Genomic DNA, 21,798 nt, shown 5'->3' on the forward strand with positions numbered 1-21,798 from the left:
CGCGGGCAAGCCCGCTCCTACCGGTGAGCGCATTTCCCTGTGGGTGTGCTTAATCCAGCTCGCCCATCACTCGCCCGGCAAAGCCGAACACGCGGCGATGGCCGGCGAGGTCGACCAGTTCGACTTCGCGGCTCTGCCCCGGCTCGAAGCGCACGGCGGTGCCGGCCGGAATATTCAGGCGCATACCGCGCGCCGCGCTGCGATCGAAGGTCAGCGCATCGTTGGTTTCGAAGAAGTGGTAGTGCGAGCCGACCTGAATTGGCCGGTCGCCGCTATTGGCCACATTCAGGGTCAGGGTGCGGCGGCCGGCATTGAGTTCGATCTCGCCGTCCTGAATCTGGTATTCGCCGGGAATCATGGCGCGCTCCTCTCGGGGGTAAGCGTCAGTTGCATAAAAGTCAGGTCGAACCAGCGGCCGAATTTGCAGCCGACCTGGGGCATTTGCCCGGTGGTGCTGAAACCGAAGCGCTGGTGCAGGCCGATGGAGGCGAGGTTGCCGCTCTCGATGGCGGCAACCATTACGTGCAGTTCGGCCGCGCGCGCTCGCTCTATCAGCGCACTGAGCAGCAGCACGCCGAGGCCACGGCCGCGCTGGTCGGCGCGTACGTACAGCGAGTGCTCGACGGTATGGCGAAAGCCTTCGTTGCTGCGCCAACCGCCGTAACTGGCATAGCCCAGCACCTCGCCGTTGCTGTCGTGGGCCACCAACACGGGAAAGCCGGCGGTCTCGCGCTCGATCAGCCAGGCGCGGCGGTTGGCCAGGTCGGCCAGGGTTTCGATCCACAGCGCGGTGCTGTGTAGCACCGCATCGTTATAGATGGCCAGGATGCCGGGCAGGTCGTCGTCGCGGGCATCGCGAATCGAAATACTCATGGCGTCACACTATCGGCTGATGGACGGTGACCAGCTTGGTGCCGTCGGGAAAGGTGGCTTCGACCTGGATCTCCGGGATCATTTCCGGAATGCCCTCCATCACCTGGTCGCGGGTCAGCAGGGTGGTGCCGAAGTGCATCAGCTCGGCCACGGTCCGACCGTCGCGCGCGCCTTCGAGCAGGGCGGCGGAGATATAGGCCATGGCTTCCGGGTAGTTGAGTTTTACCCCGCGGGCCAGGCGCCGTTCGGCCACCAGGCCGGCGGTGAAGATCAGCAGTTTGTCTTTTTCGCGGGGCGTCAGGTCCATGGTTCAGGTGCTCCAGATTCTTGGGGGGACGGCAGTGCGGCCGAGCAGGGCCGGGCGCAGCAGGTGCCAGAGTTCGATCAGCCAGGCGCGGGCGTGCAAGGTCTCGTCGGCCAGGCAGCGGGCCACCAGCAGGCCGGGTAATTGGCTCAGATCGCCGCGCACCGGCGTGCTCAGGCTGCGGCAGTGCTCCAGTAGTTCGCTGTCGATTTCGCCGCTGATCAGCAGGGTGGCGAAGACCGGTTTGCCGTCCAGGCCGATGGGCGAGTCGAGCAGGCCATCGCCGCCGACCACGCGCTGGCGTTCATGCCAGAGCAGCTGGCCGTCGCGACGGATATTCAGCTGCGCTTGAAAGTGGCCCGCTTCGAAGCGTTCGCCACTGGCCGGGCGGCCGAGGGCGACGATATCCCAGTAGAGCAGCTTGGCATCGCCGTGCAGTTCGATATCGGTGGTCAGTTCAGCCTGGGCGGCGGCGTAGACGATGGTTTCCTGCGGCAGCCATTCCAGGGTGGCACCGGCTTCGACGCGCAGCGTGAGGCTCTGGTAAGCCGGGCCGGCGGCGCGGTACCACTTGGCCGCGCCGGGGCTGGTCAGTTGCGCCCAGGCGTTGGTGCCGACCGTGGCCGAAATATCCAGGCGATCACCGCCGGCAATGCCGCCGGGTGGGTGGACGATGATGTGTTGGCACACCTGCGGGCCTTCGGCATACAGGTGCTTCTGCACCCGCAGCGGGCCTTTATGTCGGCGCAATGTCGGCCGTGTGCAGTCACCGTCACGGCCATAACCCAGCTCCAGCTCGGCATGCCAGCTGGGGGTAAATACGGTGGCGGGGGCGTTCATGTCGCCACCCTGCGGTGGCGCTGTCGCCAGGCCTGAACTGCGGAGTAAACGCTCAGCAGCACCAGGCCCAGGCAAACCGACAGCCACCATTGCAGGTGCATGCCGTAGTAGGGCGGGGCATGCAGAATGCCCTGTATCCACACCAGCGCCAGGCCCATGGCCAGCGCGCTGGCACACAGGGCACGGCCCCAGGAGCGGCAATAGGATCGCGGGCGCAATACCGCCAGCAGCACGCTGCATTCGGCCAGAACTATGGCGCAGAAAATTAGCACCGGCTTGAGCGGATAGACCGCTTCTCTGCCCACCGGCATGGCGCGCAGCATCCAGTAATCCGGCTGGCTGCCGGCCCAGATCACCAGTGCCATACCGACCAGTGCGGTAAGCGGGAGAAGAAGCGTGCGCAAGGGTGGCATTGGGGCCTCGAGTCCATGAGCGAAAGGCTGATTATGCGCAAAATGCAGGTGCGGCGTCGCCATTCAGATGGCGACCAGGCCGCGAACGCCATCGCTTTCCATGGTTTCGCCTCGTCCCTGCTGAACGATCTCACCACGGCTCATTACCAGGTATTGGTCGGCCAGTTCGGCGGCAAAGTCATAGAACTGCTCGACCAGCAGAATGGCCATATCACCGCGCTCAGCGAGCTTCTTGATCACCACGCCGATCTCCTTGATCACCGAGGGCTGGATGCCTTCGGTGGGCTCGTCGAGGATCAGCAAGCGCGGCTTGCTCGCCAGTGCGCGGCCGATGGCCAGCTGTTGCTGCTGACCGCCGGAGAGGTCGCCGCCGCGGCGTTGCTTCATCTCGCGCAGCACCGGAAATAGCTCGTAGATAAATTCCGGCACCACCTTGGCGTCGCTGCCGGGAAAGCGCGACAGCCCCATCAGCAGGTTCTCTTCCACGGTCAGGCGGCCGAAGATTTCCCGGCCCTGGGGCACGTAGGCAATGCCAGCGTGCACGCGCTGGTGCGGTTTGAACGCGGTGATCGGCTGGCCTTCCCAGCTCACTGCGCCTTGCTTGGCCGGAATCAGACCCATCAGGCATTTCAGCAAGGTGGTCTTGCCCACGCCGTTGCGCCCGAGAAGGCAGGTGACTTCGCCGACCTTTGCCTCGAACGACAGGCCGCGGAGGATATGGCTGCCGCCGTAGTATTGATGCAGTTGCTCAACTTGCAGCATGTTCAGGCTCTCAATTCTGTGGAGTTTGGTAGGCCGTTATCGCGAGCAAGGCTAGGCACCCCCGCCGCTCCTACAGGTTCAGCGCTGCCCGTGTAGGAGCGAGCTTGCTCGCGATCCTCGGTATTTAGCGGCCCAAATAAACCTCGATCACCCGCTCATCGTTCTGCACCTGCTCAAGCGATCCCTCGGCCAGCACGCTGCCCTGGTGCAGCACGGTGACATGGTCGGCAATGCTGCCGACAAAGCCCATATCGTGTTCCACCACCATCAGCGAGTGCTTGCGCGCCAGGGACTTGAACAGCTCGGCGGTGAACTCGGTTTCGGCATCGGTCATGCCCGCCACCGGTTCATCGAGCAGCAACAGTTGTGGGTCCTGCACCAGCAGCATGCCGATCTCGAGAAACTGCTTCTGGCCGTGGGACAACAGCCCAGCCGGGCGCTGGCGCGAGCTGTCGAGCTTGATCGTCTGCAGCACTTCATCGATGCGGTCTTTCTGCTCGCCGCTGAGTTTGGCGCGCAGGCTGGCCCACACCGACTTGTTGGTTTTTTGCGCCAGTTCGAGGTTTTCGAACACGCTAAGTGCCTCGAATACCGTGGGCTTCTGGAACTTGCGACCGATGCCGGACTGGGCGATTTCCACTTCGCTCATCTGGGTCAGGTCGAGGGTTTCACCGAAGTAGGCGACGCCGTTGTCCGGGCGGGTCTTGCCGGTGATCACGTCCATCATGGTTGTCTTGCCGGCACCGTTGGGGCCGATGATGCAGCGCAGTTCACCGACGCCGATATACAGGGTCAAGTTGGTCAGGGCCTTGAAGCCATCGAAGCTGACGTTGATATCTTCGAGGGTCAGGATGGTGCCGTGACGAACGTTCAGGCCCTTGCTCGCCAGGGTGCTTGCCCCTATCGCATCGCGGCCGCTGCCGGCGGGGTCAAAGGCAGGTTCGAGCATAAATTCGGGTACTGGAGTGGCGCGCATCATTGCTCTCCTTTTTTACGCAATAGGCCGATTACGCCCTTGGGTAAGAACAGGGTTACGACAATGAAAAGGAAGCCCAGGGCGAACAGCCAGTACTCGGGGAAGGCCACGGTAAACCAGCTTTTCATACCGTTGACCAAACCTGCGCCGAGCAGCGGACCGATCAGCGTGCCGCGCCCGCCGAGGGCGACCCACACGGCGGCTTCGATGGAGTTGGTCGGTGACATTTCGCTGGGGTTGATGATGCCCACCTGCGGCACATAGAGCGCGCCGGCCAGGCCGCACAACACAGCACTGAGCACCCAGATAAACAGCTTGTAGCCGCGCGGGTCGTAGCCGCAGAACATCAGGCGGTTTTCCGCATCACGCAGCGCGGTTAGCACGCGGCCGAACTTGCTGCGCGCCAGCGTCCAGCCCAGATATAGGCTGGCCACGAGTAAGGTGACTGTGGCGAGAAACAGCACCGCGCGGGTGTGCGCCGAGGTGATATCGAAGCCGAGTATGGTCTTGAAGTTGGTAAAGCCGTTGTTGCCGCCAAAGCCGGTTTCGTTGCGAAAGAACAGCAGCATGCCGGCGAAGGTCAACGCCTGGGTCATGATCGAGAAGTACACGCCCTTGATCCGCGAACGGAAGGCGAAGAAGCCGAACACCAGGGCCAACAAACCGGGTGCCAGCACCACCAGGCACATGGCCCAGAGAAAGCTTGAGGTGCCGTACCAGTACCAGGGCAGCTCGGTCCAGGCGAGAAAACTCATAAAGGCCGGTAGGCCGTCGCCGGCCGCTTCGCGCATCAGGTACATGCCCATGGCGTAACCGCCCAGCGCAAAGAACAGGCCGTGGCCGAGCGACAGCAGGCCGGCGTAACCCCAGACCAGATCGAGCGCCAGGGCGACGATGCAGTAGCAGAGGATCTTGCCAACCAGGGTCAGGGTATAGGCCGACACATGCAGAGCATTGTCCGCGGGCAGCAGGTGCAGCAGCGGCATGGCGATCAGCAGGGCAAGCACCAGCAGGCCGATGGCGATTGATACCTGAGGGCCGAGCTTGGCGCTGGCACGCGCCAGCAACGTTTGGTTGAGTGGCATAGTCATCAGTCGATCACCCGTCCTTTCAAAGCAAACAGACCTTGCGGGCGTTTCTGAATAAACAGAATGATCAGCGCGAGGATCAGAATTTTGCCCAGCACGGCACCGATCTGCGGTTCGAGAATCTTGTTGGCGATGCCTAAGCCGAAGGCCGCCATCACGCTACCGGCGAGCTGGCCGACGCCGCCGAGTACCACCACCAGGAACGAGTCGATGATATAGCTCTGCCCGAGATCGGGACCGACGTTGCCGATCTGGCTAAGGGCGACGCCACCGAGGCCGGCAATACCGGAGCCCAAACCGAACGCCAGCATATCCACCCGGCCAGTCGGCACACCGCAGCAGGCGGCCATATTGCGGTTCTGGGTGACGGCACGGACGTTAAGGCCGAGGCGGGTCTTGTTCAGCAGCAACCAGGTCAGCACCACCACAAACAGGGCGAAGCCGATAATCACGATGCGGTTGTACGGCAGCACCAGATTCGGCAGCACCTGGATGCCGCCGGACAGCCAGTAGGGGTTGGCCACCTCGACGTTCTGCGCGCCGAAGATCACCCGCACCAGCTGAATCAGGATCAGGCTGATGCCCCAGGTGGCCAGCAGGGTTTCCAGCGGGCGACCGTAGAGGTGGCGAATTACTGTGCGTTCCAGGGCCATGCCGATGGCGGCGGTGACGAAGAACGCCACCGGCAGCGCCACCAGCGGGTAGAGCGCCAGGGCCTCTGGGGCGAAACGCTGGAACAGCACCTGCACCATATAGGTGGAGTAGGCCCCGAGCATCAGCATCTCGCCGTGGGCCATATTGATCACGCCGAGCAGGCCGAAGGTGATGGCCAGACCCAGCGCGGCCAGCAGCAGAATCGAGCCGAGCGACAGGCCGCTAAAGGCCTGGCCGAGCAGTTCGCCGACCAGCAGTTTGCGTTTGACCTGGGCCAGGCTGGTTTCGGCAGCGGTGCGTACCGTGGCGTCACTTTCTACGGCCGGATCCAGCAGGGTTTCCAGGCGGGTGCGCGCCAGCGGGTCGCCGGTTTCACCGAGCAGGCGTACCGCAGCCAGGCGCACGGCCGGGTCGCTGTCGACCAATTGCAGGTTGGCCAGGGCCAGGGTCAGGGCATCGCGCACGCCATCATCGGTTTCGCTGGTGACGCGAGCGTTAAGCAATTCCAGCTGCGCCGGTTTGGCGCTCTTCTGCAATTGCTGGGCGGCGCTCAGGCGCAGCGCCGGGTCTTCGGCCAGCAGCTGGTGGCTGGCCATGGCGGTGCTGATCAGGCCGCGCAGGCGATTGTTCAGGCGCAGTTTGCGCGGTGTTTCAGTGGGCGCAGCTTCGCCTTCGGCTGGCTGATAAGCGCCACTCACTTCGATAAAGGCGGTCTTTGTGCTGTCGGCGGCGACGCGGCCTTGTTGCAGGGCTTCGAGCAGCGGCAGGCGCGCGGCATCCGGCGCGGCGGACCAGCTTTCCAGCAGGCTGGCCTGCTTGGCCGGGCTGGCGGCGACAAAGTCCTGGGCGTCACCGGCGTGCGCGGCCATGGGCAGCAGCAACAGCAGGCTCAGCAGAATTCGGGTAAGGGCAGTGGGCATGGGGGTTCCTTGGCGTAGCCCGGATGTAATCCGGGAGCGGTCTTCCCGGATTACATCCGGGCTACAGCGACCCTCTCCCCTAGCCCTCTCCTAGGTGCAGGAAAGGGGCGACACACTTAGCGTGTCGCCACAGGGGAAGGGCTTTTGCCTTAGTTAGACTTCACCGCGTAATCCGGTTTCTTGTCGTTGCCTTCGATGTAGGGACTCCACGGCTGGGCGCGGATTGGGCTGCTGGTTTCCCAGACTACCGAGAACTGACCGTCTTCCTGGATTTCACCGATCATCACCGGCTTGTGCAGGTGGTGGTTGGTGGCGTCCATGGTCAGGGTGTAGCCGCTCGGCGCGGCGAAGGTCTGCCCGGCCAGCGCCTCGCGCACCTTGTCGACATCGGTGGTGCCGGCCTTCTCGACTGCTTGCGCCCACATATTGATGCCCACGTAGGTGGCTTCCATCGGGTCGTTGGTCACGGCCTTGTCGGCACCTGGCAGGTTCTTGGCCTTGGCATAGGCCTTCCACTTGTTGACGAACTCGGTGTTGACCGGGTTTTCCACCGACTGGAAGTAGTTCCAGGCGGCCAGGTGACCAACCAGCGGCTTGGTGTCGATGCCGCGCAGTTCTTCCTCGCCCACGGAGAAGGCCACGACTGGTACGTCGGTGGCTTCCAGGCCCTGGTTGGCCAGTTCCTTGTAGAACGGCACGTTGGAGTCGCCGTTAACAGTGGAGATCACCGCGGTCTTGCCGCCAGCGGAGAACTTCTTGATGTTGGCGACGATGGTTTGATAGTCGCTATGACCGAAGGGGGTGTAGACCTCTTCGATGTCTTTTTCAGCCACGCCCTTGCTGATCAGGAAGGCGCGCAGGATCTTGTTGGTGGTGCGCGGGTAGACATAGTCGGTGCCGAGCAGGAAGTAGCGCTTGGCGGCACCGCCGTCTTCGCTCATCAGGTACTCGACCGCCGGGATGGCCTGCTGGTTTGGCGCGGCGCCGGTGTAGAAGACGTTCGGCGACAGCTCTTCGCCTTCGTACTGCACGGGATAGAACAGCAGGCCATTCAGCTCTTCATAGACCGGCAATACGGATTTGCGCGACACCGAAGTCCAGCAGCCGAAGGTGACGTCGACCTTGTCCTGGGTCAGCAGCTGGCGACCGCGTTCGGCGAACAGCGGCCAGTTGGAGGCCGGGTCGACCACTACGGGTTCGAGTTGCTTGCCGAGTACGCCGCCCTTGGCATTGATCTCGTCGATGGTCATCAGCGCCATGTCTTTCAACGAGGTTTCGGAAATAGCCATGGTGCCGGACAGCGAGTGGAGGATGCCGACCTTGATGGTCTCGGCGGCCTGCGCGGTGAACGGGAACAGACCGCTGAGCAGCAGGGCGCTGGCGGCAAAGGTGGATTTCAGAAAAGGACGACGTTTCATTCTTATGGCTCCGTGCGCAACGATTGGGAGAGACCTAGGAGCCTGTCGGGCTTAACCGTTCGTAGCGAGGGAAAGTCCGGGTTGAGGCAGTTTTGTTGCTTTTCCGAGGCGAATAGCTGGCTATTTAACGAGGGAAAGCAGCAAAAATGACCAATCCGACTTTTCCGCAGTAGAACAGCGTTGAGCCTGGCAGGCTCCTATAGGTCGTCAGTCCAATGGCAGCATCCGTGCCAAGCGCCGCAAAGCCCTGTTTTAGAAGGTTTTGGCGCGATCAGGAGGTAATCGCCGGGTTGGCAGGTGCGCTGCTTTGGTGCGCCAGCCTGGCCGAAACGGCGCTTTGTGGCGAGAGTGCACCGAGTTAGAGCGCCAGGTAATTCTTCACCCCGGTAAAGATAATCTGCGCAGCCAGGGCGCAGACAAACAGGCCCATCAGGCGGCTGACGATCTGCAGGCCCTGATCACCGAGCAGGCGTTCGAACTGGTTGGACAGGTACAGCACCACGCCGACCGTGAGGCTGGCCAGGAAGATGGCCAATACCGCCACCAGCTTGTCGTCCCAGTGCGGCTGGCTGGCCCCCATCAACAGCAGCGCACCGATGGTGCCGGGGCCGACGGTAAGCGGGATGGTCAGCGGCACTATGGTCACGTCCTGCTGCACGTTGTCGCTCTGCACCGCCGGTTTGCCTTGGGCCATGCCCAGGGCGGAGATAAACAGCACGCTGCCGGCACCGATGCGGAAGGCGTCGATGGTGATGCCGAACAGGGTGAAGATGTGCTTGCCGAACAGGTACAGCAGCACGCTGGCGATCAGTACGCCGAGGGCGACTTTCCAGGCCAGGCGCTTGCGCTCCTTGACCGTATAGCCGCGGCTCAGGCCGATAAAACACGACAGCACGAAGAAGGGGCTATAGAGCACCAGCAGTTTCAAATACAGGCTGAACAGCGCGGACGCCATGGAAGACTCGTCTCTTGGAATGGGTGGATTAGAGCCTGGAGGCAGGCTCGGGGCTTATAACGGTAGGGCATTGCGCTGGCGGCGAATTTCCCGCTCGGCGACCCAGTGTTCGATCAGTTCGCGCAGCTGCGACAGCTCCACCGGCTTGGACATATGGCCGTCCATGCCGACCTGGCGCGCGCGCTCCTTGTGTTCGTTGAGGATGTGCGCGGTCAGGGCCACCACCGGGGTGCGGTTGCGCTGTTCGGCGGCTTCCCAAGCGCGCAATTGCTCCGTGGCGGAGAAACCGTCGAGCACCGGCATCTCGCAGTCCATCAGCACCAGATCGTACTGCTGGGCTTTCATGGCGCTAAGGGCTTCTTCGCCGTTGCTGGCGGTGTCGGGCTGCAGATTGAGCTTGCCGAGCATTCCGCGGATCACCTTGGTGGAGATGCTGTTGTCCTCGGCCACCAGGATACGGAAGTCGCTGGGCACATTCAGCGGCTGGCTGACCTGAGCCGGGGTAAACAGCGGCGAGTCGCCTTTGCCGCGCTGCGCCAGCTCGTCGGCCAAGGTGGTGCGCAGGGTGTAGCCGGCCACCGGTTTGGCCAGGATGCGCTTGATCCCGGCGTTGCGCGCGATGATCTTGCTCGGCGCGTTGCTGATGCCGGTGAGCATGATCACCAGGATGTCGTGGTTGAGGTTGGGGTCTTCCTTGATCCGCGCGGCCAGCTGCATGCCGCTCATGCCGGGCATGTCCTGGTCGAGCAGGACGGCATCGAAATACTCATGCAGATGCGCCTTGGTGCGCAGCAGGGCCATGGCTTCCTTGCCCGAAGGCACGGCGCTGACCTGCAGGCCCCAGGCGCTGCACTGCTGCACCAGGACCTTGCGGCAGGTGTCGTTGTCGTCGACCACCAGCAGCCGCGCACCCTGCAGCGAGGCGTCGAGATCGGCGGGTGGTTGCTCCAGGCGGGTGCTGTCCAGCGGCAGGCTGACCCACAGGGTCGAGCCCTGATTGCCGCCGCTTTGAATGCCGAATTCGCCGCCCATCAGGCGTACCAGCTGGCGGGCAATGATCAGCCCCAGGCGGCCGCCGAGCTTGGTGGCGGCGAGAAAGTCCTTGCTATGCAGCTCGGCGTTGAGCAGGGCATCGCGTTCGCTGGCATCCAGCGGCTTGCCGCTGTCCTGTACGGCGATGCGTAGGCGTGGCAGGTCGCTGCTGGTGTCGAGGGCCACCACCAGGAGGACCTCGCCTTCGTCGGTCTGCTTGAAGGCGTTGTCCAGCAGGCTCAGCAGGGTCTGGCGCAGGCGTGTTGGGTCGCCGCTGATCACCCGCGGTACCTGCGGCTGCATAAAGCTGATCAGTTCGACCTTCTGCTGCTCGGCTTTGGCGCGGAAGATATCCAGGCTGTCTTCGATCAGGGCATTGAGGTCGAACTGCACGTCGTCCAGCTCGATCTGGCCGGACTCGAGCTTGGAGATATCGAGGATTTCGTTGATCAGGGTGAGCAGCTCGTTGCCCGAGCTGTGGATGGTCTGCACGTAATCGCGTTGCTTGGCTGAGAGTGGCGTGCCGAGCAGCAGCTCGGTCATGCCCAGCACGCCGTTCATCGGGGTGCGGATTTCGTGGCTGATCTTGGCGAGGAATTCGGCTTTGGCTTTCAACTCCGCCGAACTGGCGGCCAGGGCGCGGCTGGTACTGAACTGGTCCTGCATGATGCGTCGCTGTCGCTCGCTCAGGGCCATGCTGAGAATAAAGCCGCTGACCACGGTGACGCTTAGCAGGCCGTAGACCAGCCAGTCGGTTTGTACTGCCCAGTAGCCGAACAGAATCGGTAACGAGCCAATAAAGGCCACGCAGAACAGCAGCAGGGCCAGGCTGAACAGGCGGGCCGGGCCGTAGCCATGGTGCCAGTGCGTCAGCGCGACCAGCAGGATGCTCAGCCCGGAGAGCGCGGTCAGCAGGTAGACCAGCTGGTTGAACTGCAGGCTGGTGGCTACCAGCAGGGCTACGCAGAGCAGCCCGATCAGCCCCACCTCGATGCTCAGCAGGTAGTTCAGCGGCGTGCGCGGGCAGACCTGGCGGAAGAAACTGGCGGTGAAGGTCAGCGCGCAGAGCATGGCCGCGAGCATCGACAGGTTGGCGATCTGCGGCTGCAGGCTTTGCATCTCGCCGAGCCAGCGCGTGCTGATGCCCAGCAGGCTGACGGCGCTCAGCAGCACGCAGGTCTGCGTCGCGGCCAGCCACAGGCTGCTGGTGGCGCGGGTATAGACGAAGCGCACGATGTTGTAGAGCACCAGCATGACCATGGCCCCGAGCAGCAGGCCGTAGAGTGTGCCGCGGCTGTCGTCGGCGGCCATGCTCTGTGCGTGGTGCAGGCCGATGGTCGGGCGCAGGGCGTGTTCGGAGGCCAGGCGCAGGTAGATATCCACAGGGGCATCGAACTGGGGCAGCGGCAGGAGGAAGTCACGGCTGGCCAGCGGGCGACTGGAGAAGGGCAGGTGGCTGCCGGTATGGGTCTGGGCGATCAGTTGGTCGCCGTGCAGCACATAGAGATCGAGGTAGGCCAGGTAGGGGGCGAAGACCCTGAGCATCTGCGCGTCGGGGCTGGCCGGCAGGCGGTGATGCAGCCACAGCGCGGCATTGTTGCCGGGGGTGTACACCGCGGCCAGATCGGTGCGGGCAAAGCGCGCCATATGCCGCGGTGAACGAACGTCATCCAGTTGCAGCTCGGCCCCGGGGTCGGCCAGTTGCGACCAGATAGCCTGTGGTTCCGCCTGGGCGGAGGCTACAGCGAGCGCCATCAGCAGCAGACTGCTGAGCAACAGGTGTATGGCATTCCTCAGCCGGCGCACGGTGAATTCCCTTCGAAAGTAAGTGGTCGGATTATAGCCAAGCTGTTACCCAGCGAAATATGAAAAAGGTGGCCATTTGGCCACCTTTACAGGGTTTTAGCGCTGAATCGGCCTTCAGCCTTCGCCGCGTTCACGGGCAATGGCACGGTAACCTATGTCATGCCGATAAAAACAGCCATTCCAGCTGATCTGTTGCGCCAGGCGATAGGCCTGCTGCTGGGCTTCCTCAACCGTACGGCCGATGGCAGTGGCGCAGAGTACCCGGCCCCCAGCGGTGACCACCTGGCCATCCAACAGGGCGGTGCCGGCGTGGAATACCTTGCCGTCGATCTGCGCGGCGGCGTCCAGGCCTGCGATCACCTCGCCCTTGGCGTAGTCGCCCGGGTAACCACCGGCAGCCAGTACCACGCCGACAGTCGGGCGCGGATCCCACTTGGCTTCGACCTTGTCCAGCGCCTTGGCCAGTGCGGCTTCGACCAGCAGCACCAGGGAAGATTCCAGGCGGCACATGATCGGCTGGGTTTCCGGGTCGCCAAAGCGGCAGTTGAATTCGATAACCTTGGGCTTGCCGGCCTTGTCGATCATCAGCCCGGCGTAGAGGAAGCCGGTGTAGACGTTGCCTTCGCTGGCCATGCCGCGCACGGTGGGGTAAATCACCTCGTCCATCACCCGCTGGTGCACCTCGGCGGTGACCACTGGGGCTGGCGAGTAGGCACCCATGCCGCCAGTGTTCGGGCCGGTATCGGCGTCGCCGACGCGTTTGTGGTCCTGGCTGGTGGCCATCGGCAGCACGTTGGCACCATCGACCATAACGATAAAGCTGGCTTCTTCGCCGTCGAGGAATTCCTCGATCACTACCCGCGAACCGGCTTCGCCAAAGGCATTGCCAGCGAGCATATCGCGCACCGCGTCTTCGGCTTCAGTCAGGGTCATGGCCACGATCACGCCCTTGCCCGCGGCCAGGCCGTCGGCCTTGATCACGATCGGCGCGCCGACCTTTTGCAGGTAGGCCAGGGCCGGCTCGACTTCGGTGAAGTTCTGGTAGTCGGCGGTGGGGATCGCGTGGCGAGCGAGGAAGTCCTTGGTAAAGGCCTTGGAACCTTCCAGCTGCGCAGCGGCGGCGGTAGGGCCAAAGATATCCAGCTTGCGTGTGCGGAACAGATCGACCACGCCCTTCACCAGTGGCGCTTCCGGGCCGACGATGGTCAGCTGCACGTTCTTTTCAGCAAAATCAGCAAGCTGCTCGATGGCCAGCACGTCGATGGCGACGTTCTCGCATTTGGCCTCAGTGGCGGTGCCGGCGTTGCCGGGGGCGACGAAGACCTTCTGCACGCGCGGGTCTTGCGCAACTTTCCAGGCCAGGGCGTGTTCACGACCGCCGCTGCCGATAATCAATACGTTCATGTTTCTCTCCCAATGGAGGCCGGCGTATGGCCGTTTGGTGGATAAGCGAAGCGTTATCCACCCTACAAATTTCGAGGTCGCGATCGGGCTGGTAGATGCAAGGCGTCCGGCCCTTCACCCAGCTGAGTTGCCTTCTGGCAATGAGCATGGGGGGAGGGCCGGACAACGCCGCAGATGCCTGTCCGAGTGCGGCCGATTTTAGTGCCTAAAGTGACGCATGCCGGTAAACACCATGGCAATACCGGCCTCGTCGGCCGCGGCGATGACTTCTGCATCGCGCATCGAACCACCCGGTTGAATCACCGCGGTGATGCCATTGGCTGCTGCGTTATCCAGGCCGTCGCGGAACGGGAAGAAGGCGTCGCTGGCCATGACCGAGCCGGCGACTTGCAGGCCGGCATGCTCGGCCTTGATCGCGGCGATACGGGCAGAGTTCACCCGGCTCATCTGACCAGCACCGACGCCGATGGTCTGGCGGCCCTTGGCATAGACGATGGCGTTGGATTTAACGAACTTGGCCACTTTCCAGGCGAAGATCAGGTCGTGGATTTCCTGCTCGCTCGGTGCGCGCTGGGTGACGATCTTCAGGTCTTCAGCCTTGATCATACCGATATCGCGGCTCTGTACCAGCAGGCCGCCGTTGACCCGCTTGAAGTCCCAGCCGGCGCTGCGCTCGGCCGGCCATTCGCCGCATTCCAGCAGGCGCACATTGGCCTTGGCGGCGACTACGGCGCGGGCTTCGGCACTGATCTTCGGCGCGATAATCACTTCGACAAACTGACGCTCGACGATGGCCTGGGCGGTGGCACCGTCCAGCTCACGGTTGAAGGCGATAATGCCGCCAAACGCAGACTCGGTGTCGGTGGCGTAGGCCAGTTCGTAGGCCTGGCGGATGCCGCCTTCGCTGTCCAGGGCCACGGCCACGCCGCACGGGTTGGCGTGCTTGACGATTACGCAGGCGGGTTTGACGAAGCTCTTCACGCATTCCAGCGCGGCGTCGGTGTCGGCGACGTTGTTGAACGACAGCTCTTTGCCCTGCAGCTGGACGGCGCTGGCCACGCTGGCTTCGCCCTTCTGCGCTTCCACGTAGAACGCCGCGCTTTGGTGCGGGTTCTCGCCGTAGCGCATTTCCTGGGCCTTGACGAACTGGCTGTTGAAGGTGCGCGGGAACGCGCCGCGGTCTTCGGTGGACAGGGTGTCGCGGCTCTGGTCGATGGTGCCCAGGTAGTTGGCGATCATACCGTCGTAGGCAGCGGTGTGCTCGAAGGCTTTCAGGGCCAGGTCGAAGCGTTGGGCGTAGCTCAGGCCACCGGCTTTCAGCGACTCGACTATGCCGGCGTAGTCGCCAGCGTTGACCACGATGGCCACGTCTTTATGGTTCTTCGCCGCGGAGCGGACCATGGTCGGGCCGCCGATGTCGATGTTCTCGATGGCGTCGGGAAGAGAGCAGCCCGGCTTGGCCACGGTGGCGGCGAAGGGGTAGAGGTTGACCGCGACCAGGTCGATTGGCTTGATGCCGTGCTCGTCCATCACCGCGCCGTCGAGGGCGCGACGGCCGAGGATGCCGCCGTGGATCTTCGGATGCAGGGTCTTGACCCGGCCGTCCATCATTTCCGGGAAGCCGGTGTAGTCGGCGACTTCCACTGCGGCTACGCCGTTGTCCTTGAGCAGCTTGTAGGTGCCGCCGGTGGAGAGGATTTCCACGCCAAGGGCGGACAGCTCGCGAGCGAATTCGAGGATGCCGGTCTTGTCGGAAACACTGATCAAGGCACGGCGAACGGGGAGGCGGGTGGTCTGGTCGGTCATTTCAGAGTCCATCAGGCGAAGGTATCGGCAAAAAAGAGCTATCAGCAAAAAAGGCGGCTTATGTGGGCCGCCCTTTTCGGGAGTTCGGGGGTTACAGCAAATCGTATTGCTTGAGCTTCTTGCGCAGGGTGCCGCGATTCAGGCCGAGCAGTTCGGAGGCCTTGGTCTGGTTGCCCTTGACGTAATTCATCACGGTTTCCAGCAAGGGAGCCTCGACTTCGGTGAGGACCAGGTTGTAGACGTCGGTGACGTCGGCACCTTCGAGGTGGGCGAAGTAGTTGTGCAGGGCTTTTTCAACGCTGCCGCGCAGGGTTTGGCCTTCTTCGCTCGGCGTGTTGAGGTGCTGTTTCAAACTGCTGTTGTCACTCACGGGAGCCATTCCACTCTCTAAAGTCTCGGTCAACATCGTCATGCGGCCACCCCTTCTCCATTGTTATGACGTTCGCCGAAAAACTCGCGAACGTTGGCGCACTGCGCGTCCGTACTGTCCAGACGATTGAAGTGGGCGCGGAACTCCCTGGCGCCCGGCAGGGTTGCGAGATACCAACTGACATGCTTACGGGCGATACGTACGCCCATTACATCGCCGTAGAAGGCGTGCAGTGCCGTCAGGTGCTCAAGCAGAATACGTTCCACTTCGAACAGGCCTGGTGCCGGGAGCTGTTCACCGGTACGCAGGTAGTGCTCGATCTCACGGAATATCCACGGCCGGCCCTGGGCCGCGCGACCGATCAGCAGGCCGTCGACGCCGGTGGCAGCCAATACGGCCTTGGCCTTCTGGGGCGAGTCGATATCGCCATTGGCCAGCACCGGTATCGACAGCGCCTGCTTGATCGCGGCGATGGTGTCGTACTCGGCCTCGCCGGTGTACAGGTCGGCGCGGGTCCGGCCGTGTACGGCCAGGGCCACTATGCCGGCGTCTTCGGCGATCTTCGCCACCTCGACGCCGTTCTTGTTCTGCCGGTCCCAGCCGGTGCGGATCTTCAGGGTCACCGGCACGTCTACCGCGGCGACTACCGCCTGAAGAATCTCGCGAACCAGGGCCTGGTCTTTCAGCAGGGCGGAACCGGCGGCCTTGTTGCAGACCTTCTTGGCCGGGCAGCCCATATTGATATCGATGATCTGCGCGCCCAGTTCAACATTGCGCCTGGCCGCTTCGGCGAGCATCTGCGCGTCGCCACCGGCGATCTGCACCGAACGGGGCTCGGGATCGCCCTCGTGCACCATGCGCAGGCTCGACTTGCGGGTATTCCACAGGCGCATATCGCTGGTGACCATCTCCGACACCACCATGCCGGCACCCAGCCGCCGGCACAGCTGGCGGAATGGCTGGTCGGTGACGCCCGCCATGGGGGCGAGGATCAGCTGGTTGGGCAATGTATAGGGGCCGATGCGTAGCGCCGACATAGGGCTTCCCTGCTCAAGAGACCTGCGAAGAGATCTGCTATTGAGGCCGATAGGAGAGTGCGAAAAAGGGTGGGCATGATACCCGCTCTGGATGACCGGAGAAAGGCTGTTTTGAACAAATTCTGAACAGCTATCGGCTTATCGCGAAGGGTTTGGTTGGGGGCGGATTTCCAACCATTGCGCCAGGTGCGCCTTATTCCGGCGAGTGAAAGCTCAGGCTGTAGTTCACGGCCCGGGTGCCTGGGTCGAGGATGTCTAGGGCGATATGGATGGGGGTTTGCGGCGGCATCTCGGCCTTGCCGGCCAGCTCGCCTGCCAGGTATTCGCTGGGTTTGAAGCGGCGGCTGGCCAGGAGCTGGCCGTTGATATCGGCGAAGCGCATCTCCAGCAGCGGGAAGGGCTGGGAGAACGGCGCACGGTTGTAGAGAATGGCGTCGACCACCAGTGCACCGCTGAATTCGGGGTGGCTGCGCACCACCAGGTTGCTGCTCTTGACCTGGGTGATATCGACCTTGGACGGTAGCTGGCAGCCGAGCAGCGGGCAGAGTTGTTCGAACCAGGGGCGGTACTGGTCCTGGCGGGCCAGTTCGTTGAAGTTGTAGGCCAGATACTGGCCGCCCAGGGCGCTGGCCGCGAGCAGGTTCAGCAGACCCCAGCCGAGCCAGCGACCCCAGGGCTTTTGCGCCGGCTGCCAGTCCAGTTGCAGGGGGTCTTCGTCGAGGTCGAAGTGGTAGCTGTCGCGCAGTTCGGGTTCGCTGCGTGTTGCCGGGCTGGTCGCCGCCTTGTGCGGCGCGACAGGCGTTGGGTCGGCTGGCTCTTCGTTCTGGTCTTGGTTCTGCTCCGGCAGTGGTTCTTCGCGCTCGGCGCGCAGGTCGACGTGTGGCTGGGCGGGCTCTTCGTCATCCACGGCCGTGGCGGACAGTTTGACTTCGGGCGGGCCGGCTGGCGGCTCGGCCGTTGGCTGGGGGGCTGGTGTCGGCGCTGCGCGGGTGGCTGGCGCTACGGGTGCTGCTGCGGGGGCGGGTTTGCTCGCATCCTCGTGCAGCAATGCTTCGGCCCAGCGCTCGTCATGAGCGTCGGCCTCGTCCGGTTCGGCCGCCGGGAAGCTCTCGCTGCGGCTGGGGGCCTGATCGATGGCGAGAAACTGCCGGGACAGTTGCTGTTCCTGTTCTTCCAGCTTGGCCAGCTCTTCATCCAGATCGAGGCTGTCGAGATCCAGATCGTCGTGGATCCACAGGGTTTCGTCGGCTTTGCCGCTCGGCGCAGCGCTGGCCGCGCGGGCGGGTGCCGGCGGTGCTGCGGGGGCTACGGGCGCTGGCGCGGGTTTGTTCGGTGGCGGTGCGGCGACCGGCAGTTGCTCACCCTGTTCGCGCAGTTGCTGCGCCGCATTGAATACGTGCAGGCAGGCCCCGCAGCGCACGGCACCATGGGCGGCACCCAGCTGCGCGAGATTGACGCGGAAGCTGGTGCGGCAATGGGGGCACTGGGTGACGAAACTCTGGGTCATGCGGCGATCCGGCTAAACAAGGCGGCTAGTCTAACGTAAGTGCTCGGTAATGCAGCACCTAGCGGCGTACACCGCTAATTCGCACCCAGCCGTCTTTATCGGCGGTGGGGTCGAGGTCAAAGGCGTCGTTGTAGGCGGCGCGCACCTCTTCGGCCTGTTCGGCGAGGATGCCCGACAGTGCCAGGCGGCCGCCCGGCTTGACCAGGCGAGTGATCTGCGGGGCCAGCGCCACCAGCGGGCCGGCGAGGATATTGGCAACTACCACGTCTGCCGGCTGTTGCGGCATGGCGTCCGGCAGGTAAAGCGGGAAGCGCGCCGGGTCGATGCCGTTGCGCCCAGCGTTATCGCGGGAGGCTTCGATGGCCTGGATGTCGATATCGGTGCCCACCGCGTGGGGCGCGCCGAGCAGCAGGGCGGCAATCGCCAGGATGCCCGAACCGCAACCGAAGTCGATCACGCTGCAATCCTGCAGGTTCTGGCCGTCCAGCCATTCCAGGCACAGTGCGGTGGTCGGATGGGTGCCGGTGCCAAAGGCCAGGCCCGGATCGAGCAGCAGATTGACCGCGTCCGGCTCCGGCGCGGCGTGCCAGCTGGGCACTATCCACAGGCGCTGGCCGAAACGCATGGGCTGGAAACCGTCCATCCAGCTACGTTCCCAGTCCTGATCGGCGATCACCTCGGCCTGGTGCTCGGGCAATTCGGCACCGGTCAGCAGTTGCAGGTGAGCGAACACTGCATTGGCGTCGGTCTCGGCTTCGAACAGGGCGAGCAGGTGGGTATGCGACCACAGCGGCGTGGTGCCCAGGTCCGGCTCGAAAATCGGTTGGTCTTCGGCGTCCATAAAGGTCACCGAAACGGCACCCACTTCCAGCAGGGCGTCTTCATAGGTTTCGGCCTGATCCGGAGTAATGGCGAGACGGACTTGTAGCCAGGGCATGGGAAACCTCGTGAGCGCTGTGGCGTGATGGTGCAAATTGGCGCGCAGCTTACTTGAAGCGGTGGGGCGGCTGCCACCGCTTGCGGTCGGCGGAAACGACAAGGGCCGCCCAATGGCGGCCCTTGTCTGAGAGCCTATTTATGATCTGCTGCGCGTCGGCCCTGCTGCGTTAAAAACAGGCTCGGAATGCTCATTTACACCAGTAAACTCCGCTTCCTCGCCGTTTTGACCAGCCGGAGGCTGTTACTAACGTAGCGCCTTGCATGACTCTAGCTCGCGAGATCCTAAACAGGCTCTGATCGCGCTATGCCGAAGCTTAGTGCTTATCCATACCTAGCTTTTTCTCTAGGTAATGGATATTCACGCCGCCTTTGCAGAAGCCCTTGTCGCGGACCAGCATGCGGTGCAGCGGCACGTTGGTTTTGATGCCGTCGACCACGATTTCCTCCAGGGCATTGCGCATGCGCGCCATGGCTTCTTCGCGGGTTGCGCCGTAGGTGATCAGCTTGCCGATCAGCGAGTCGTAGTGCGGCGGTACGGTGTAGCCGCTGTACAGGTGCGAATCGACCCGCACGCCATTGCCGCCCGGGGCATGGAAGTGCTTGACCTTGCCGGGGCAGGGCATGAAGTTGTCCGGGTCTTCGGCGTTGATCCGGCATTCCAGGGAATGGCCGCGGATCACTACGTCTTCCTGGGTAAACGACAGCTTGTTGCCGGCGGCGATGCTGAGCATCTCCTTGACGATATCGATACCGGTGACCATTTCCGAGACCGGGTGCTCGACCTGGACGCGGGTGTTCATCTCGATAAAGTAGAAGTTGCCGTCTTCGTAGAGGAACTCGAAGGTGCCGGCACCGCGGTAGCCGATCTCGATGCAGGCATCGACGCAGCGCTTAAGCACTTCGGCGCGGGATTTTTCGTTGATAAACGGCGCTGGCGCTTCTTCCAATACCTTCTGGTGGCGGCGCTGCAGCGAGCAGTCGCGGTCACCCAGGTGAATGGCGTTACCCTGGCCGTCGGACAGTACCTGGACTTCCACGTGACGTGGATTACCGAGGAACTTCTCCAGATAGACCATGGGGTTGCCGAATACCGAACCGGCTTCGCTGCGGGTCAGCTTGGCCGATTTGATCAGGTCTTCTTCCTTGTGTACCACACGCATGCCGCGACCACCGCCGCCGCCAGCGGCCTTGATGATCACCGGGTAACCGACGTCGCGAGCAATCTGCAGGGCGGTTTCCTCGTCTTCCGGTAGCGGGCCGTCAGAGCCGGGTACTACCGGTACACCGGCCTTGATCATGGCGTGCTTGGCCGACACCTTGTCGCCCATCAGGCGAATGGTCTCGGCTTTCGGGCCGATAAAGGCGAAGCCGGAGTTTTCCACCTGTTCGGCGAAATCGGCGTTTTCCGCAAGGAAGCCGTAGCCGGGGTGAATCGCGGTGGCACCGGTGACTTCAGCTGCGCTGATGATCGCCGGAATATTCAAATAAGACAGTGCGCCGGAGGCCGGGCCGATGCATACGGACTCGTCGGCGAGGCCCAGGTGCATCAGTTCGCTGTCGGCGGTGGAATGCACCGCGACGGTCTTGATGCCCAGCTCTTTACAGGCGCGCAAGACGCGCAGGGCGATCTCGCCGCGGTTGGCGATCAGAACTTTTTCCAACATCGCAGGCTCTCCTCGGTTCAAACGATGGTGAACAGAGGCTGATCGTATTCCACCGGCTGGCCGTTCTCGCCCAGGATGGATTCGATAGTGCCGCTGGCTTCTGCCTCGATGTGGTTCATCATCTTCATCGCTTCGACGATGCAGAGAATGTCGCCTTTCTTCACGCTCGAACCAACTTCGACGAAGTTGCCCGAGTCCGGGCCGGAGGCGCGGTAGAAGGTGCCAACCATCGGCGAGCGCACCACGGTGCCGTTGAGCTTGGCAGCAGCCGGAGCGGCGGCTTCAGCAGCGACCGGAGCCGCGGCAGCCGGAGCAGCTGCTGGCGCAGGTGCTGGGGCGTACATCGGCTGTTGCATATAGGTCGGCTGCTTGCTGTGACGACTGATGCGTACCGACTCTTCGCCTTCGCGAATTTCCAGCTCGTCGATGCCGGACTCTTCCAGCAGCTCGATCAGTTTTTTGACTTTACGAATATCCATAGTTTTTCAACTCCCGGTGAGGTCAGGGGCGCTTAAGATCAAGTTGTTCGAGTGCAGCCTCCAGGGCCAGTCGGTAACCGCTGGCGCCAAGGCCGCAGATCACTCCTACAGCTACATCGGAAAAGTAGGAGTGATGGCGGAAAGCTTCGCGTTTGTGCACGTTGGACAGGTGCACTTCGATGAATGGGATGCTCACCGCCAGCAATGCGTCACGTAATGCGACGCTTGTGTGGGTAAAAGCGGCGGGATTGATCAGAATAAAGTCGACGCCTTCGCCTTGTGCGGCGTGAATGCGCTCGATCAGCTCGTACTCGGCATTGCTCTGCAGGTAGAGCAGGTGATGACCGGCTTCGCGGGCGCGGCGCTCCAGATCCAGGTTGATCTGCTCCAGGGTGGTGGAGCCGTAGGTGCCTGGTTCACGGGTGCCGAGCAGATTGAGATTGGGGCCGTGGAGCACCAAGAGGGTAGCCATGATCCTGAGTCCTTGTTTTTACACTCGCCGGACTATGCCGGAGTCGCCTTGCGACTGTCCAGTTCTGTGCAATAGCCTG

Annotated in this window: 21 protein-coding genes; all 21 read right to left on the reverse strand. The window is 63.0% G+C overall.

Features of this window, described 5'->3' with window-relative positions:
• Positions 1-49: 49 nt before the first annotated feature.
• Complete coding sequence (locus VMP31_RS08380) at positions 50-358, reverse strand: urease subunit beta (RefSeq protein ID WP_325505953.1); 309 nt, start codon at positions 356-358, stop codon at positions 50-52.
• Positions 355-873: a GNAT family N-acetyltransferase gene (locus VMP31_RS08385; RefSeq protein WP_325505955.1), complete on the reverse strand. Its 519-nt coding sequence runs from the start codon at positions 871-873 to the stop codon at positions 355-357. Before VMP31_RS08385 ends, VMP31_RS08380 begins: the two co-directional genes overlap by 4 nt.
• 4 nt (positions 874-877) lie before the next feature.
• Positions 878-1,180, reverse strand: a complete 303-nt coding sequence (ureA, locus tag VMP31_RS08390; protein ID WP_325505957.1) for an urease subunit gamma — start codon at positions 1,178-1,180, stop codon at positions 878-880.
• 3 nt (positions 1,181-1,183) lie between these two features.
• Positions 1,184-2,017 carry an urease accessory protein UreD gene (locus tag VMP31_RS08395; protein WP_325505959.1) on the reverse strand — a complete coding sequence of 278 codons (834 nt, stop codon included), beginning with the start codon at positions 2,015-2,017 and terminating at the stop codon, positions 1,184-1,186.
• The gene (locus VMP31_RS08400) at positions 2,014-2,430 is read right to left on the reverse strand and encodes a hypothetical protein (RefSeq protein WP_325505961.1); all 417 of its coding nucleotides are present in this window, start codon (positions 2,428-2,430) and stop codon (positions 2,014-2,016) included. The genes VMP31_RS08395 and VMP31_RS08400 overlap by 4 nt, the downstream gene beginning before the upstream one ends.
• Positions 2,431-2,493: 63 nt before the next feature.
• A complete protein-coding gene (urtE, locus tag VMP31_RS08405) occupies positions 2,494-3,192 on the reverse strand; it encodes an urea ABC transporter ATP-binding subunit UrtE (RefSeq protein ID WP_325505963.1) in 699 nt (232 codons plus the stop codon).
• 124 nt (positions 3,193-3,316) lie between these two features.
• Positions 3,317-4,168: an urea ABC transporter ATP-binding protein UrtD gene (urtD, locus tag VMP31_RS08410; RefSeq protein WP_325505965.1), complete on the reverse strand. Its 852-nt coding sequence runs from the start codon at positions 4,166-4,168 to the stop codon at positions 3,317-3,319.
• Positions 4,168-5,259 carry an urea ABC transporter permease subunit UrtC gene (gene urtC / locus VMP31_RS08415; protein WP_325505967.1) on the reverse strand — a complete coding sequence of 364 codons (1,092 nt, stop codon included), beginning with the start codon at positions 5,257-5,259 and terminating at the stop codon, positions 4,168-4,170. The genes urtD and urtC overlap by 1 nt, the downstream gene beginning before the upstream one ends.
• Entirely contained in the window at positions 5,259-6,830 is a 1,572-nt protein-coding gene (gene urtB, locus VMP31_RS08420) for an urea ABC transporter permease subunit UrtB (RefSeq protein WP_325505969.1), read from the reverse strand. The genes urtC and urtB overlap by 1 nt, the downstream gene beginning before the upstream one ends.
• A 149-nt stretch (positions 6,831-6,979) precedes the next feature.
• Complete coding sequence (urtA, locus tag VMP31_RS08425; RefSeq protein WP_325505971.1) at positions 6,980-8,248, reverse strand: urea ABC transporter substrate-binding protein; 1,269 nt, start codon at positions 8,246-8,248, stop codon at positions 6,980-6,982.
• A gap of 358 nt (positions 8,249-8,606) precedes the next feature.
• A complete protein-coding gene (locus tag VMP31_RS08430; RefSeq protein ID WP_325505973.1) occupies positions 8,607-9,203 on the reverse strand; it encodes a MarC family protein in 597 nt (198 codons plus the stop codon).
• Between the two features lie 54 nt (positions 9,204-9,257).
• The gene (locus VMP31_RS08435; protein WP_325505975.1) at positions 9,258-12,041 is read right to left on the reverse strand and encodes a hybrid sensor histidine kinase/response regulator; all 2,784 of its coding nucleotides are present in this window, start codon (positions 12,039-12,041) and stop codon (positions 9,258-9,260) included.
• A gap of 114 nt (positions 12,042-12,155) precedes the next feature.
• A complete protein-coding gene (purD, locus tag VMP31_RS08440) occupies positions 12,156-13,445 on the reverse strand; it encodes a phosphoribosylamine--glycine ligase (RefSeq protein WP_325505977.1) in 1,290 nt (429 codons plus the stop codon).
• Between the two features lie 198 nt (positions 13,446-13,643).
• A complete protein-coding gene (gene purH / locus VMP31_RS08445; protein WP_325505979.1) occupies positions 13,644-15,251 on the reverse strand; it encodes a bifunctional phosphoribosylaminoimidazolecarboxamide formyltransferase/IMP cyclohydrolase in 1,608 nt (535 codons plus the stop codon).
• A gap of 91 nt (positions 15,252-15,342) precedes the next feature.
• Positions 15,343-15,663, reverse strand: coding sequence for a DNA-binding transcriptional regulator Fis (fis, locus tag VMP31_RS08450; protein ID WP_325505981.1), 321 nt, complete (start codon positions 15,661-15,663; stop codon positions 15,343-15,345).
• Positions 15,660-16,658 carry a tRNA dihydrouridine synthase DusB gene (dusB, locus tag VMP31_RS08455; RefSeq protein ID WP_325505983.1) on the reverse strand — a complete coding sequence of 333 codons (999 nt, stop codon included), beginning with the start codon at positions 16,656-16,658 and terminating at the stop codon, positions 15,660-15,662. Before dusB ends, fis begins: the two co-directional genes overlap by 4 nt.
• Before the next feature lie 193 nt (positions 16,659-16,851).
• Positions 16,852-18,165, reverse strand: coding sequence for a DUF3426 domain-containing protein (locus tag VMP31_RS08460; protein ID WP_325505985.1), 1,314 nt, complete (start codon positions 18,163-18,165; stop codon positions 16,852-16,854).
• 58 nt (positions 18,166-18,223) lie between these two features.
• A complete protein-coding gene (gene prmA / locus VMP31_RS08465) occupies positions 18,224-19,102 on the reverse strand; it encodes a 50S ribosomal protein L11 methyltransferase (protein ID WP_325505987.1) in 879 nt (292 codons plus the stop codon).
• Between the two features lie 316 nt (positions 19,103-19,418).
• On the reverse strand, positions 19,419-20,768 hold the full coding sequence (gene accC, locus VMP31_RS08470; protein WP_325505989.1) for an acetyl-CoA carboxylase biotin carboxylase subunit: 1,350 nt from the start codon (positions 20,766-20,768) through the stop codon (positions 19,419-19,421).
• Positions 20,769-20,785: 17 nt separating this feature from the next.
• On the reverse strand, positions 20,786-21,247 hold the full coding sequence (gene accB, locus VMP31_RS08475) for an acetyl-CoA carboxylase biotin carboxyl carrier protein (protein ID WP_325505992.1): 462 nt from the start codon (positions 21,245-21,247) through the stop codon (positions 20,786-20,788).
• A gap of 22 nt (positions 21,248-21,269) precedes the next feature.
• Positions 21,270-21,719 (reverse strand): type II 3-dehydroquinate dehydratase, encoded by a 450-nt coding sequence (gene aroQ, locus VMP31_RS08480; RefSeq protein ID WP_325505993.1) that lies wholly within the window; start codon positions 21,717-21,719, stop codon positions 21,270-21,272.
• Positions 21,720-21,798: the final 79 nt, after the last annotated feature.

The organism is Pseudomonas sp., assembly GCF_035512415.1.
Taxonomy (GTDB): Bacteria; Pseudomonadota; Gammaproteobacteria; order Pseudomonadales; family Pseudomonadaceae; genus Aquipseudomonas.

Coding starts and splice junctions, on each gene's coding strand:
- urtA (WP_325505971.1), bottom strand. CDS start 8,248: ATGAAACGTCGTCCTTTTCTGAAATCCACCTTTGCCGCCAGCGCCCTG.
- urtB (WP_325505969.1), bottom strand. CDS start 6,830: ATGCCCACTGCCCTTACCCGAATTCTGCTGAGCCTGCTGTTGCTGCTG.
- VMP31_RS08430 (WP_325505973.1), bottom strand. CDS start 9,203: ATGGCGTCCGCGCTGTTCAGCCTGTATTTGAAACTGCTGGTGCTCTAT.
- accC (WP_325505989.1), bottom strand. CDS start 20,768: ATGTTGGAAAAAGTTCTGATCGCCAACCGCGGCGAGATCGCCCTGCGC.
- dusB (WP_325505983.1), bottom strand. CDS start 16,658: ATGTCGGCGCTACGCATCGGCCCCTATACATTGCCCAACCAGCTGATC.
- purD (WP_325505977.1), bottom strand. CDS start 13,445: ATGAACGTATTGATTATCGGCAGCGGCGGTCGTGAACACGCCCTGGCC.
- urtE (WP_325505963.1), bottom strand. CDS start 3,192: ATGCTGCAAGTTGAGCAACTGCATCAATACTACGGCGGCAGCCATATC.
- urtC (WP_325505967.1), bottom strand. CDS start 5,259: ATGACTATGCCACTCAACCAAACGTTGCTGGCGCGTGCCAGCGCCAAG.
- VMP31_RS08460 (WP_325505985.1), bottom strand. CDS start 18,165: ATGACCCAGAGTTTCGTCACCCAGTGCCCCCATTGCCGCACCAGCTTC.
- urtD (WP_325505965.1), bottom strand. CDS start 4,168: ATGCGCGCCACTCCAGTACCCGAATTTATGCTCGAACCTGCCTTTGAC.
- VMP31_RS08395 (WP_325505959.1), bottom strand. CDS start 2,017: ATGAACGCCCCCGCCACCGTATTTACCCCCAGCTGGCATGCCGAGCTG.
- accB (WP_325505992.1), bottom strand. CDS start 21,247: ATGGATATTCGTAAAGTCAAAAAACTGATCGAGCTGCTGGAAGAGTCC.
- VMP31_RS08385 (WP_325505955.1), bottom strand. CDS start 873: ATGAGTATTTCGATTCGCGATGCCCGCGACGACGACCTGCCCGGCATC.
- ureA (WP_325505957.1), bottom strand. CDS start 1,180: ATGGACCTGACGCCCCGCGAAAAAGACAAACTGCTGATCTTCACCGCC.
- fis (WP_325505981.1), bottom strand. CDS start 15,663: ATGACGATGTTGACCGAGACTTTAGAGAGTGGAATGGCTCCCGTGAGT.
- aroQ (WP_325505993.1), bottom strand. CDS start 21,719: ATGGCTACCCTCTTGGTGCTCCACGGCCCCAATCTCAATCTGCTCGGC.
- VMP31_RS08380 (WP_325505953.1), bottom strand. CDS start 358: ATGATTCCCGGCGAATACCAGATTCAGGACGGCGAGATCGAACTCAAT.
- VMP31_RS08400 (WP_325505961.1), bottom strand. CDS start 2,430: ATGCCACCCTTGCGCACGCTTCTTCTCCCGCTTACCGCACTGGTCGGT.
- purH (WP_325505979.1), bottom strand. CDS start 15,251: ATGACCGACCAGACCACCCGCCTCCCCGTTCGCCGTGCCTTGATCAGT.
- prmA (WP_325505987.1), bottom strand. CDS start 19,102: ATGCCCTGGCTACAAGTCCGTCTCGCCATTACTCCGGATCAGGCCGAA.